Source organism: Streptococcus sp. 2020WUSS089, assembly GCF_044427405.1.
GTDB classification, from domain to species: Bacteria; Bacillota; Bacilli; order Lactobacillales; family Streptococcaceae; genus Streptococcus; species Streptococcus hashimotonensis.
Genome location: NZ_JAOTGD010000009.1, coordinates 37,421 through 50,520, shown reverse-complemented (window position 1 = coordinate 50,520; position 13,100 = coordinate 37,421). Strand labels below are relative to the sequence as shown.

Annotated in this window: 12 protein-coding genes; all 12 read right to left on the bottom strand. The window is 42.8% G+C overall.

What is annotated here, in order from left to right; genetic code table 11:
* Window position 1 precedes the first annotated feature (1 nt).
* Window positions 2-664, bottom strand: coding sequence for a hypothetical protein (locus ODU46_RS07615; RefSeq protein WP_024384561.1), 663 nt, complete (start codon window positions 662-664; stop codon window positions 2-4).
* A 78-nt stretch (window positions 665-742) separates the two neighbouring features.
* Window positions 743-3,835, bottom strand: a complete 3,093-nt coding sequence (locus ODU46_RS07610) for an SNF2-related protein (protein WP_398579465.1) — start codon at window positions 3,833-3,835, stop codon at window positions 743-745.
* 244 nt (window positions 3,836-4,079) lie between these two features.
* Window positions 4,080-4,388 (bottom strand): hypothetical protein, encoded by a 309-nt coding sequence (locus ODU46_RS07605; RefSeq protein ID WP_395328753.1) that lies wholly within the window; start codon window positions 4,386-4,388, stop codon window positions 4,080-4,082.
* 13 nt (window positions 4,389-4,401) lie between these two features.
* Window positions 4,402-4,731, bottom strand: coding sequence for a hypothetical protein (locus ODU46_RS07600; protein ID WP_044761218.1), 330 nt, complete (start codon window positions 4,729-4,731; stop codon window positions 4,402-4,404).
* A 78-nt stretch (window positions 4,732-4,809) separates the two neighbouring features.
* Window positions 4,810-6,120 carry a ribosome biogenesis GTPase Der gene (der, locus tag ODU46_RS07595; RefSeq protein ID WP_012027640.1) on the bottom strand — a complete coding sequence of 437 codons (1,311 nt, stop codon included), beginning with the start codon at window positions 6,118-6,120 and terminating at the stop codon, window positions 4,810-4,812.
* A 182-nt stretch (window positions 6,121-6,302) separates the two neighbouring features.
* Entirely contained in the window at window positions 6,303-7,016 is a 714-nt protein-coding gene (locus ODU46_RS07590; RefSeq protein WP_398579464.1) for an NADPH-dependent oxidoreductase, read from the bottom strand.
* Complete coding sequence (gene dnaI / locus ODU46_RS07585) at window positions 7,013-7,912, bottom strand: primosomal protein DnaI (RefSeq protein ID WP_014636109.1); 900 nt, start codon at window positions 7,910-7,912, stop codon at window positions 7,013-7,015. The genes ODU46_RS07590 and dnaI overlap by 4 nt, the downstream gene beginning before the upstream one ends.
* Entirely contained in the window at window positions 7,912-9,063 is a 1,152-nt protein-coding gene (locus ODU46_RS07580) for a replication initiation/membrane attachment protein (protein WP_398579463.1), read from the bottom strand. Before ODU46_RS07580 ends, dnaI begins: the two co-directional genes overlap by 1 nt.
* Window positions 9,050-9,541, bottom strand: coding sequence for a transcriptional regulator NrdR (gene nrdR, locus ODU46_RS07575; RefSeq protein ID WP_002938341.1), 492 nt, complete (start codon window positions 9,539-9,541; stop codon window positions 9,050-9,052). Before nrdR ends, ODU46_RS07580 begins: the two co-directional genes overlap by 14 nt.
* 71 nt (window positions 9,542-9,612) lie before the next feature.
* Window positions 9,613-10,743 (bottom strand): AI-2E family transporter, encoded by a 1,131-nt coding sequence (locus ODU46_RS07570; RefSeq protein ID WP_012027644.1) that lies wholly within the window; start codon window positions 10,741-10,743, stop codon window positions 9,613-9,615.
* 89 nt (window positions 10,744-10,832) lie between these two features.
* Window positions 10,833-11,522: a DNA-binding response regulator gene (locus ODU46_RS07565; protein ID WP_012027645.1), complete on the bottom strand. Its 690-nt coding sequence runs from the start codon at window positions 11,520-11,522 to the stop codon at window positions 10,833-10,835.
* An 81-nt stretch (window positions 11,523-11,603) separates the two neighbouring features.
* Window positions 11,604-13,031, bottom strand: coding sequence for an NADP-dependent phosphogluconate dehydrogenase (gndA, locus tag ODU46_RS07560; RefSeq protein ID WP_002942698.1), 1,428 nt, complete (start codon window positions 13,029-13,031; stop codon window positions 11,604-11,606).
* Between the last annotated feature and the right edge of the window lie 69 nt (window positions 13,032-13,100).

Sequence of the window (13,100 nt, the reverse complement as noted above, 5' to 3'; positions counted from 1 at the left end):
GTTATTCCTCTTCTATATGTGTCAAATTCAATTCTTGTGCCACTTGGCGATCTCGTTGTTGTCTGCGCTCAGGATAATTGTAAACCTGACTCTTTCTTAAAAAGTCATACGAATTTTTCTTTATAACCTGCTCCTGTTCTCTATCTTCTTTCTTCAAAGAATAGACAGCTGGCATATCAGCGAGAATATAGTCTGTCTGACGTAGGTTGTCCGCCAAACGTGTCAACCGACCTGCCTTAGATTCAGTTGTTGAAACGACAGGAGGTTTCACCACAACTTTAGCTGGTGCTGGTTTTTCATCTCTTAAGTAGGTTGCTGATCGTTTTTTCTTCAAGTCTTCTCTAGCCTGTTCACGAGCCAACTGCCCCTGTGTTTTCACTGGAGAAGGCTTCGTTTTAGTCAGTTGCTGAAGGCGTTCCTTGCGAGAATAATGGCTTGGCTTAGCTTCAAACAGAGGAGGCAGGAGCTCATCTTCCGTTTGTGCTACTGGTTTTGTCGACGCAACTCGCTGTGAATCGGTAGACCAGCTAAATTCCTTTTCTTGATAAGGTCCCCTGATATTGCTAATCAGGTCGCTCTCATCATATAAACTCATAATTGGATTTTCTCCAACTAGTACCTCATCATCTGCGACTAGTGGAAATCTTTTTTCATGTCTAATCATAAGTCATCCTTTCGAACCCTTATTATACCATACTTAGGCCTTATTTCCTAATTCTACGCTGAGTCAACTGATTCCGTATCACTCAATCCCTAAAATCTCCCGAATATCCTCAACCGTCAAATTCGCTCGGCTTTCATTACCATCAAGGACTGTTTTGACAAGGTTCTTTTTATTTTCTTGCAATTCTTGAATCTTCTCTTCGATTGTCCCTCTAGTAATCAGACGATAACATTCAACCTTTTCAGTCTGCCCCATGCGATGAGCCCGACTGATAGCCTGAGCTTCCACGGCAGGATTCCACCAAAGATCGACTAGGATGACTGTGTCTGCACCTGTCAAATTCAAGCCAACACCACCTGCTTTCAAGGAAATGAGAAAGGCATCTCGACTTCCTGCATTGAAGGCCTGTGTCATTTCTTGGCGTTGGTTAGCAGGGGTTGAACCAGTCAGAGTATAGGATGTCATCCCAATTTCTATCAGCTGTTCTTCTATTTTTTCCAGCATATTTCTGAATTGAGAGAATATCAAGACCCTGTGTTCGCCTTCTTTTAGCTGCAAGAGTAATTCTTTCAAACTATTAAGTTTGCCACTTTCACCACTAAACTCTTCCATGAAAAGGCTGGGGGTATCGCAGATTTGACGTAAGCGAGTAATTCCTGATAGGATTTCTATCTTGCTACGATTGATTTGAGCATCATCTGCGCCAGCTATTTGAGTCCGCATTTGTTGAAGCTGGGCTAGGTAGATGGCTTTTTGTTCATCTGTCAGTTCATTAAGTACATTGACTTCTATCAAATCAGGCAATTCCTGAAGAACGTCTTCCTTATGACGTCTGAGAACGAAGGGTTGAATGGTCCGCGCAATGTCCTTGGCTGCTAATTTACCGAAGTCTTGTTTACCTGGCAATAAACCTGGTAAGACAATTTGGAAAATGGACCAGAGTTCCGTCAAATGGTTTTCAATCGGCGTACCTGAGAGGGCAAAGCAATTCCCAACCTCAAACTCACGCAGTAGTTGTGCAATCTTAGATTGGGCATTTTTCATGACCTGCGCCTCATCTAAAATAAGGTAGTCAAAGCGTTCCTGTCTATAGAGCGCGACATCCTGTCTGAAGGATGGATAGGAGGTAACTAAGACTTGGTGACCATTGGCAATGACCTCTTCACGCTGTTCCTTGTTTCCATGGACAACTGCCACATCTAAACTTGGAGCAAACCGCTTGCACTCATCTAACCAGTTATAAATCAAGCTGGACGGTGCCAATATTAAAACTTTGGAATCTTTTGTCATCCGACTGGACAGAAAGGCGATAGTTTGCAAGGTTTTGCCAAGCCCCATGTCGTCAGCTAAAATTCCACCAAAACCATACGTATCCAGCATAGTCAACCACTTAAGCCCGGTCTGCTGATAATCCCTAAGCGACGTTGTTACTTCCACATCAGGAAGCGGGAACAAATCTGGCTGAGCTAGATAGCTTGCCATTTCCTCAAATTCCTTGGAGAAACTGACTTGGTTGAATTGTGACAAGGATTGAGCCAATTGGTAACCGGCAAGAGCATGGACTTGTACCTGCCCCTCCTTACCATGACGGGCCCGCAGATAGACTAGGGTTTGACTGATTTTCTTGGTTTCCTCATCAAAAACAAATACCTTACCACTCGGGCTAGTATAGTGGTCCTCTTGATTCAGCAAGGCTGTAATCGCCTGATCGATTTCAGATTGTTCAATACCTGATAAGTCAAACGAAATATCCAAAAGTGAGCCGTTACGTACAATTTCTAATTGAGGTTTGGCTTCAATATATAAAGCCTGGAGCCTTTCTGCTAGATGAACCTGCCCCATTTTTTGTAATATAGGCAATTGTTGTTGGAAAAATGGATAGAGCTCCTGCTGACTAAGAGCTGCTCTCTGGGCATGATATGTCCCCCTAAAGCCAGCTAGACGAATAGCCTGATAGACCCTCTCCAAATGTTGGAAATGGCTGGCAGAAGGCAGGAGAGCCAAATCCTCCTCACTCCTTACCTTACGTCCATCAAAATCCAAAACCAATTGGAGTGATAAACTCTCATTTGCCTCCATCTGAATATGAAATTCTGGCTTGAAATCATGAATGATGAAGCGCTTAGGTGCCTTAACAGTCCCAATTGTCTGCAAATCCAGCAAGCTTAAAGCCAGACGATTTTGGTCAGGGAAATCCACCTGCACCTTTCTCAAACCTGATTCGGTTGGAACAAGTTCGGAAATTTGGTAAATCAGATGTTCTTGATGGCGATTGACACTATAAACCGTGCCATTTACTAAGAGATAGCGCCCATGAAAAAGAGGTCGGACTGGTTTTTCGTGAATAACCATTTCAATCATCTGCGTGTGAACGGTCACCTCAAAATGATAGAGCCCTTCCTCCCCTGTCAACGGAAGAACCATCAAGGAGGAATAGGACTGCTGTTGATAGGAAAAGTTAAAATGTTCTAGCTGATTTAACAGCTCCAACCCCTCCTCAAAATAGGCTTGTGGCAGACGAAAATGTCGTCCAAAATGAGTAAGAATGTCTGAATCTATACCAACTTTCTCTGGTACCAAGGCCCAGAGAAAATCCAGGAGAGCCTGACTTGGTTCATCAAAATTTTCATAAGTAACTTGCTCATAATAATTTTTACCTATCTGATAGTGACCGTTGGCTTTCACAATGCGCAAAAAAGCTCCGATGTCCCGCACAATGTACGAACGTGTATCTGGCAAGCGGGTAATTTTCAAGGTCCAATCTATCTGACGATCATAGGGCAATAAGCTCCCTTCAACTGATAACTGATACTTAAGCCCCAGTTCTGGTTCTGGCCGCAAAATTTCATCTAAAAAGAGACCACCAAAATAAGTCCGACGGACGGTTTCCTTATGTTGTTCACCATCTTCTTTCAAAGACTGCTTCATATCCTTGCCTGAGGCATCATTTTTTAAAAAATACTCCGTGGCAGCTAGGTGTTGACAGTAGCCCTTACTTTGAAATAACTGGCAACTACACTGTAAATCGCTATCTGCATCGCCATAAGTAAAGCGCTCACCAGCAATATCCAGCACCATCTTTCCATTCTCACTATGAAGAACAGTCAGTTTTCCAGCCTCGTACAAATCAATTCCTTCTTGGCGAATCCGCCCTGGCATCATGCGACCCATTCTAACTCCTTTATCCTTCAACCAATCATCAGCTCTTCTGTAAAATATATCTAATACTCTTCGAAAATCAAAATTATCCGTTGTCAACTTGCCTTGATGAACTCCAGTTCTATCTTCGACTTCGTTTCCTAGGCTACTTTTGATTTTCATTGAGTATAAAATATTATCTTTTCATTATAGCATATTTTCAATTTGAATTGTTTAAATAGGTATCAAAAAAACACCAGCTGGTAAACTGGTGTCTCTAATGAATAGCTAAATAATAAATCGTTGCTTGCCACATTTTCAAGATTGTTTTTCCGCTTTTCCAAAACCAAAATAGAGCAAATAGCAGGAAAACAACTGCCACTACTACGTTAATCAAGCCTTTTCCATCCAAGAAAAACTTGAAAAAGAAGACGGTCACACAAGTAAGCAAGGCAAGGAGTAAGATATGAATCAGAACTCCCAACCAACCTAGCCAATAGCGAAGGCCAAAAGGAGGGTGTTTCTTTTCATCGAAGTCTGCTAGACCAGTCAAAAACTCAACCAAGATTTCACCGATTATTTCCATATGGTCGGTCCCCCTATTTCATCTGCTGATAATACTTAGTCCGTCGAATTAAGGTTTTGATAGCCCTAGCCAGTAGAATCGTCAACACACTTGCTCCAAATACCAAGAAAAGAAAGATACCAACCAAGAACCTGTCAAAATGGTTGAAAACCATGATGGATCCAACTGCGTAGGTTACAAAATAAACCAAAAGAGTCACTAAAAATACCAATATACACGCAAAGACTCCAAACCAGTAACGAAGACCAAAGGGCTTGTACTGCTTATCTTCATAGTCTACTAGTAGAAGAACAGGAACTGTTAGAAATGCAAACAACATTAGAATGACATTGCCCGCTATCATGGAATCACCTCCTTTTTTTCATTGTAGCATTTTTTACATGGCATGCAAAGAAAAAAGAGGTTGCCCTCTTTTCATTTCTTACTTCCGTTTCCGTGCAATCAAATGAATCGGTGTTCCTTCAAAGACAAAAGCCTTTCGGATTTGATTTTCCAAGAAACGCATATAGGAGAAGTGCATGAGCTCTTCTTCGTTGACAAAGACCACAAAGGTCGGTGGCTTGGTCGCAACCTGAGTCGCGTAGAAAATCTTGAGACGTTTACCTTTATCAGTCGGTGTTGGATTGATGGCAATAGCATCCATGATGACATCGTTAAGCACAGCCGACGGAATACGGGTATTCTGGCTCTCACTAATGGCCTTAATCATCTCAGGCAACTTATGCAAGCGTTGCTTGGTCAAGGCCGATACAAAGATAATCGGTGCGTATGACAAGTATTGGAACTGGTCGCGAATATCATCTTCCCACTGCTTCATGGTATGGTTGTCTTTTTCAAGCGTGTCCCACTTGTTGACTACGATAATCATTCCCTTACCAGCCTCATGGGCAAAACCAGCGATGCGTTTGTCATACTCACGAATACCCTCTTCAGCATTGATGACCATCAATATGACATCCGAACGTTCAATGGCACGCATGGCACGCATAACGGAATATTTCTCCGTATTTTCATAGACCTTACCAGACTTGCGCATCCCTGCGGTATCAATCATGGTAAATTCTTGACCTTCTGGGTCTGTAAAGTGCGTATCAATGGCATCACGAGTCGTTCCAGCAACAGGCGACGCAATCACACGCTCTTCACCCAAAATAGCGTTAATCAAACTTGATTTACCAACGTTGGGACGACCAATCAAGCTGAACTTGATAATATCTGGATTTTCTTCTGCTTCCTGAGCTGGTAGGTTTTCAATGATGGCATCCAAGACATCCCCTGTTCCGATACCATGTACAGAAGATACTGGATAAGGATCGCCAAGACCGAGTGAATAGAAATCGTAGATGTCATTACGCATTTCAGGGTTATCAACTTTATTGACAACCAAAATAACTGGTTTGTTTGTCTTATAAAGGATACGCGATACATACTCGTCAGCATCGGTCACACCTTCTTTGCCTGATACGACAAAGACGATGACATCTGCCTCATCCATGGCAATCTCAGCCTGATGCTTGATTTGCTCCATGAAAGGTGCATCCACATCATCAATACCGCCTGTATCAATCAAGGAAAACTTACGATTCAGCCACTCACCAGTAGCATAAATACGGTCGCGGGTCACACCTTCAACGTCCTCTACGATAGAAATGCGTTCCCCCGCAATACGGTTAAATAAGGTTGATTTACCAACATTGGGACGTCCAACGATGGCGATAGTTGGTAGAGCCATAGCTCCTCCTCTTCTAATATAGTCGTTTTCGTTTATCTTTTATTACGTCGACGCATGAGGAAACTTCGTTTCCCTATTTCCAACTTCAAATAATGTCATCATTATTTGAACTCGCTTTGCCGTACTCCAGTACTGTCTGCAGCTCGTTGCCTAGTACTAAAAGCAAACAAAAAGACTATAACTTACAATAATTTATTTTTTTCTAATACAGCCCTCGTTTCAGGCTGCTCTGGCTGACCAAACTGGGCAACCATACGCTCCGACCAGGTTTCTGTCTGACGGGCACCTGCATAGTCTGTCTGGACTTGGTCGTAGGCTTGGATGACTTCCACGCCTTGCTCCACATATTCTTCCTGAAAGACAATGGTTTCACTTGCCAAACGTGGTTTGACAGGGTGGTTTTGGGCTGGTCGCCCCAGGGCAATACAGAAAATCGGATAGGTATAATCTGGCAAGTTGAACAGCTCTGCTATTGCCAAGGCCTTATGGCGAATCATACCGATGAAGACACCACCATAACCCAGGCTTTCAGCTGCTAAAAGGGCATTTTGCCCTGCCAGGCTCGCGTCAACAGAAGAAATCAGGAGATTCTCTGTTCCTTTGGCCTCAAAGTCTGAACCATGGAGTTGAGCCGCCTTGCTGGCACGATTATGGTCGCCCACAAAAACCAGAATGGCCTGAGCCTGTAAAACAGCTGGCTGGGGCACCAAATCATAGAGAGCCTGTTTTTTCTCCTCCGACTGTACCACAATGATGGAATAAGACTGGAAATTCTTCCAGCTAGACGCAGCTCGCCCAGCTGAAATAATAGCTTGCAGATGTTCCGCCTCAATGGGCTCTTCCGTAAAACGACGGACGGAAGTATGGTTCAGCATTAAATCAATGGTTTCATTCATCGGCGGTTATTTCCTTTCAAATGCAAATCGCGAGCCAGATAGCGAATCCGCTCCATAACCCGTTTGGCCTGCCAGGTCTCATCACCAGACTTGCCAGATGCAAAATGCCGTTCCAAATCATCAAAGGAGAAATTGGACGTAAAGAAGGTCGGCAGATTTTCCTGCATACGGTATTGAAGAATGACCTGCAGGACATCATCGCGTACCCACGGACTATGTTGTTCCGCTCCGATGTCATCTAGCACCAAGACCTGAGCCATCTTGATTTCATCAATTCTCTCCTTGACAGAACCATCTTTGATAGCATTTTTTATATCGACAACAAAGGTCGGATAGTGGAGCATGGTGGTTGATTGAAGATGAGTTTTGGATAACAAATTGGCTAAATAAGCCATCAAATAACTTTTTCCAATACCGAAGTTACCATAGATATAGAGACCTTTTGGTTTTTCTTCAAAGCGTTTAACAAAATCCGCAATGGCTAACATGACTTCCACACGATTTTCATCGCTCTTATCAATATCCGCCACGGTTACATTTTTCAAACTTGCCGGCATATTAATGAGCTGGATACGGTTCTTGATAGCTTCCAAACGACGGTATTCGACCAATTCTTCTGTCTCAAGATAGGAAACATCCGCGTAGCCCTCATTCATAACCAAAACTGGTTGATACCCCTTAGCAATATAGGATTCATCCTGTTTGACAAAGAGGTCCCTCTGACTGATATATTCCAAAAACTTAGAAATGGAGAGGGTGATTTCCTGCTGGGTCAAACCTTCTTTTTTGATAAAAGCAGCGACTTCAGGATCACTCACTATCTCCTGGTAGAGTTGCTGATAAGATTTTGGACTTGGATTGGTTGTTTGCGACAACCTGTCTTGAACTGATTTCATCAGCTACCTCCTTTGTTTTCCATTTCTTCTAATTCGCGATAAAGAGCAGCTAATCTAGCTTGACCTTCCGCCGTTTGTCCTTGTTGAACCTCTTCCTTACTCCACTCAGGCACATTGCTTTTCTGGGGCTGGCTCGGCTTGGTGACAGCTTGACCTGTCTTCAACTCTCTTAGGTAAAGAACAGCTGCCTCTGCACTGCCAATTCCCTTGTAGGAAAAATCATTGCCCAGCTTCATAGCGTATTTTTCATTCAGATTGGCTGAGTCCACCTTGTTAAAGGTATAGAGGACCAAGACATTGATGACTTCATCAAGCAGACCCAAATTTGCCAAATCCGTCAAGCATTTTCGTTCTGTTGCGGTCACTGCTGCCTTCCGTTGCTCCTTGATAAAGGACAAGAAGGTTAGGCTGGATTTTGATTTCGCTTCACGAACAATGGCTTGTTCTTGGGCAGTGAGGTTGGCGCTTTCTGTTGGCAATGACTGACGTGACTGCTGCAAGCGTTTGGTCGAGATCGTCTGTCCAATAGCTGTTGCTTTAGCCTGACGATAGGTTTCCAACCAGGTCCAGCCTGCCTGCTCTGCTATGTAACTAAGCGCAATAATATCCTCAGCTTCATCCTGAAAAAGAAGCTTATCCTTGGCCATCAAGGCCTTGAAGGCAGACCAGTCAAAATCATGTTTCGGTTCAAAAACAACTGGAGCCTGCCCATCCATGGTAAAGACCTGAGAAAATGTTTTTGAGATATTCTGTTCCTGATTGGGTAGGTGAACAAGCAGATTCTCCATGCTCGACTCCCCAATCTTCCTCGCCAACAAGTTCTTATACAAGGGTTTCGCTAGAAAACTTTTTACGGTCAGAGGGGCTTGTAGCACCAAACCTGTTAATTCATCTGCACGATAGAGTTCTAGGAGCCCCATGGCAGTCAGAATATCCAGAGCCTTCTCCAAACGATTCATCCCAAAATCCATGTGATTGAGAATGACAGTCCATTTGTAACGGCCTTGCCCTTGATCGGCAAAACTATAAAAGTAATAATAAAGCGCTAATGCATCAAAACCGATAATCGGCTGGTAGCATTGGCTAAGACTGACAATATCAGGTGTAAACGGGCTGATTTTTATATAGGCAAATAAATCATTTGGTTTCATCTTTTTTTCCCGGTTTTACCTTACTTCCTTTGGAAATCATCTGCTTAAGCAAATTTTCTAGCTCTCCAACATCTTTGAAAGAACGATAAACCGATGCAAAACGCACATAGGTGATTTCATCCAATTCGACCAATTCTTCCATTACTAAATTCCCAATGACATCGGATTCTATTTCACTATCACCTTGTGCTCGAACCTTCTGTTCAATCCGATTCACCACTTCATCAATATCATCGGTTGACACAGGGCGCTTTTGAGCAGAACGAATAATCCCATTGAAAATCTTTTCACGTGAAAACTGCTCTCTAGTCCCGTCTTTTTTCACAACGACTAGAGTTTTCTCTTCAATCCGTTCATAGGTGGTAAAACGTTGACCACATTGGTCGCAGGAACGACGACGACGGATGGTATTGCCATCTTCAGCCTGACGACTATCAATGACACTTGATTTCAAACTCTGACATTTTGGACAACGCATACTCTTTCTCCTACATAAACTTTATCACTTCAGTATAGCATAAAAATGACAAAAATAAAAGAAAGCGAGAATTACTCACTTTCTACCAATAATTCATCTTGCTTCTTCAATCGACTGGCAACCCATTCACGAACCAGGCGGTAGACAACCGCAAAGATAGGGGTAAAGAAGACCATACCAAGTAGGCCAAACAAATTACCACCAATCAAGGCTGCAGCCAGGGTAAATAGGGTCGGAAGACCAACTGATTGACCAACCACGCGCGGATAGATAACATTTCCTTCTATCAGCTGAATAATCTGGAAAAGGGCGATAGACCAGAGTGCCAAGAGCGGATTTTGCACCGCCACAAAGAGAGCACTAATCAAACACGCTGAAAAGGGACCGATATAAGGTACAAATGATAGGACCCCAGCCAAAATACCAGCCATGCTGGCATAAGGAATTCCTGAGAGCGAATAACTAACAAAGACAAGTGTCCCAATGATACACGCTTCAACAATTTGACTCATCAAGAATCGGTCATAGGTATCAACAATAACTTCTCCAATATAATTCACTACTCTGACAGCCTTCTCTGGCAAGGTAGCCTGCAAGAACTTTCTCGTCATCGCCTGTAAGTGTTCCTTGCTCCCTAAAATCGCTAGAGTGAAGAAGAAAGCCATTATCAACGTCATAGTGTTCGAAAAGATCCCCGTCACATTGGACACCAAGCCGGATAAAATCGGTGTGACCAAACTTGAAATAAGTGTTAAATTCTTCAACTGATCCAAAAAGCTGGCAATCTGATCTCCGATTTGTCCCGACAAAAGACCATTTGATTCAAGAAAATTAGTTAGGGCATTTACCGATTTTGGAATGGCTGTGCTACTAACCGAAACCAGTTCTGAAACAGTCGTCACCAATGTAGGAAGAACAATCACCACCAGTCCTGTCACAATTAAAGCAAATCCAATTAATACTCCAACAATTGCCAAAGACCGCTTGGATTTCTTTAAAAAAGAAATTTTTTCAAACTGATCTTCTAATTTTTTCATGGGAACATTGAGAATAAAAGCGAAAATAGCTCCAATAAAAAGCGAGTTCATACTGCCTAATAATTGTTGAATAGCCCCATAAATACTAGACCAGTTGAGAACAGCTAACAATGTCGCTCCAGATAAGAGTATCAATATGACTTTTTCTTTAAATGATGTATTCATAACTTTTCCATTCTTACTTATTGGCTATTATTTTATCACACGCTTATAGAAAAAGAAAGAGGGAAAGCTTCCCTCCTCTCTACTCTAAATCAATCGCGCATGGCATATCCGACACCACGAACCGTTTTAATATATGAATCTTGATGTGGCAAATCCAGTTTACCACGTAGATAGCGAATATATACATCGACGACATTGGTCTCAGAAGCCGCTTCATATTTCCAAACACGCTCAAGAAGTTGTTCTCGACTAACAGGCTCTGGGCTATTCATTAAGGTCGCCAACAGATCATACTCTCGGCGGGTCAAATTAATCAATTCATCACCTCGAGTCACTGTTCGATTTTGAAAATCAACCTTCAAATCACGATAGGCCGCATGCATGTGAACCTGCTTACAGTTATTGTCAATAAAATCACGACCACGAAAAATCGCAGAGATTTGCTCCACTAAATCACTGATGACAAAGGGCTTCACTACGTAGGAAACAGCATAAGAGAGGACTTCTTCCCCATATTGACTAACTTCTGTCGGCTCAACTACCACAATCATGACCGTGGCTGGTTTTATCGCTAACAGTTCTGTAGCCAATTCCTTGCTGGACATGTCTGAAAGCTGAAAACTCATCAGAATCAAGTCAAAATCCGTTTCATGTGCCAAGGACATAGCCTCTTTCCCTGTCGATGCATAATCAACAAGATAGTCTTTTTTCTGCAATTCCATGGAAACAAAATGCGAGAGATTGCGTTCTTTACCAGCAATCAAAATTTTCTTAGCCATTGTCCATCCTTTTCTATTCTTTCAAATGGTATAGGAATCGTATTATGACTAGAAAGAAGGGCGCTTCCACGCCCATCTTTTCTATTTTGATTCGCTATACCAGTCGTAATGGAAGATTCCTTCTTTATCTTTACGGTTATAAGTGTGAGCACCAAAGTAGTCACGTTGTGCTTGAATCAAGTTCGCTGGCAAGTTTTCAGCACGATAGCTATCGAAGTAGGTAATAGCTGCTGAGAATGTTGGTACAGGAACTCCTGCTTGAACTGCCAAGGCAACAACATCACGAACTGCCTGTTGATACTTAGCTGTTACATCAAGGAAGTACTCATCCAAGAGCAAGTTTGCCAAGTCTTCATCACGTCCGTAGGCATCTGTGATTTTTTGCAAGAAGCGAGCGCGGATGATACAACCTGCACGCCAGATTTTTGCAATTTCGCCAAATGGCAAGTTCCAGTTGTTTTCTTTAGATGCTACGCGCAACTGTGCAAAGCCTTGTGCATAAGACATGATTTTTGAGAAGTACAATGCTTGACGAATTTTTTCTACCAATTCAGCCTTGTCGCCTTCGTATGCAAACGGAGCTGGTTTTGGAAGGACCTTGCTTGCTGCCACACGCTCATCTTTGTAGGTTGAGATATAGCGAGCAAATACGGATTCTGTAATCAACGACAGTGGCACACCCAAGTCAAGTGATGATTGGCTTGTCCATTTACCAGTTCCCTTGTTACCAGCCGCATCCAAAATGTAGTCAACGATTGGTCCATCTTGACCTTGGTCGTCTTTACGTTTCAAAATATCTGCTGTGATTTCAATCAAGTAGCTATCCAATTCGCCTTTGTTCCACTCAGTAAAGATGTCAGCCATTTCATCCACTGACAAACCGAGTAAGTGTTGCATGAGGTCATAAGACTCCGCAATCAATTGCATGTCGCCATACTCGATACCGTTGTGTACCATTTTTACGTAGTGACCAGCTCCATCTGGACCGATATAAGTCACACAGGGTGCTCCATCTTCTGGTGCTTTTGCTGAAATTTCTTCCAAGACATCTGCCACCAACTCGTAAGCTTCTTTTTGACCACCAGGCATGATAGATGGACCTTCAAGGGCTCCTTTTTCACCACCAGATACACCTGTACCGATGAAGTTAATACCTGAGTTTGCCAATTCTTTTGAACGACGGATAGTGTCTTCGTAGAAAGTATTACCACCATCGATCAAGATGTCGCCTTCATCCAAGTGTGGCAAGAGCGCTTGAATGGTTGCATCTGTACCAGGACCAGCTTGAACCATAAGCATGATGCGACGTGGTTTTTCGATAGATGCCACAAAGCTTTCCACATCGTAACTTGGTACCAAGTTTTTACCTGGGTTGCTTGCAACAACATCTTCTGTTTTATCAGCAGAGCGGTTGTAAATGGCTACTGAATAGCCACGTGATTCAACGTTAAGCGCAAGGTTGCGGCCCATAACGGCCATCCCTACAACACCAAAATTTGCTTTAGTCATTTGTTTACTCCTCTAATTTGTATCTCTTTTATTATACACCGAAAGCTTAAAATTGACAAGAATTTTCAG

Excerpts from the sequence above, each read along its gene's own strand:
- ODU46_RS07615 (WP_024384561.1), bottom strand. The coding sequence starts at position 664 with ATGATTAGACATGAAAAAAGATTTCCACTAGTCGCAGATGATGAGGTA.
- ODU46_RS07610 (WP_398579465.1), bottom strand. The coding sequence starts at position 3,835 with ATGGGTCGCATGATGCCAGGGCGGATTCGCCAAGAAGGAATTGATTTG.
- ODU46_RS07605 (WP_395328753.1), bottom strand. The coding sequence starts at position 4,388 with ATGGAAATAATCGGTGAAATCTTGGTTGAGTTTTTGACTGGTCTAGCA.
- ODU46_RS07600 (WP_044761218.1), bottom strand. The coding sequence starts at position 4,731 with ATGATAGCGGGCAATGTCATTCTAATGTTGTTTGCATTTCTAACAGTT.
- der (WP_012027640.1), bottom strand. The coding sequence starts at position 6,120 with ATGGCTCTACCAACTATCGCCATCGTTGGACGTCCCAATGTTGGTAAA.
- ODU46_RS07590 (WP_398579464.1), bottom strand. The coding sequence starts at position 7,016 with ATGAATGAAACCATTGATTTAATGCTGAACCATACTTCCGTCCGTCGT.
- dnaI (WP_014636109.1), bottom strand. The coding sequence starts at position 7,912 with ATGAAATCAGTTCAAGACAGGTTGTCGCAAACAACCAATCCAAGTCCA.
- ODU46_RS07580 (WP_398579463.1), bottom strand. The coding sequence starts at position 9,063 with ATGAAACCAAATGATTTATTTGCCTATATAAAAATCAGCCCGTTTACA.
- nrdR (WP_002938341.1), bottom strand. The coding sequence starts at position 9,541 with ATGCGTTGTCCAAAATGTCAGAGTTTGAAATCAAGTGTCATTGATAGT.
- ODU46_RS07570 (WP_012027644.1), bottom strand. The coding sequence starts at position 10,743 with ATGAATACATCATTTAAAGAAAAAGTCATATTGATACTCTTATCTGGA.
- ODU46_RS07565 (WP_012027645.1), bottom strand. The coding sequence starts at position 11,522 with ATGGCTAAGAAAATTTTGATTGCTGGTAAAGAACGCAATCTCTCGCAT.
- gndA (WP_002942698.1), bottom strand. The coding sequence starts at position 13,031 with ATGACTAAAGCAAATTTTGGTGTTGTAGGGATGGCCGTTATGGGCCGC.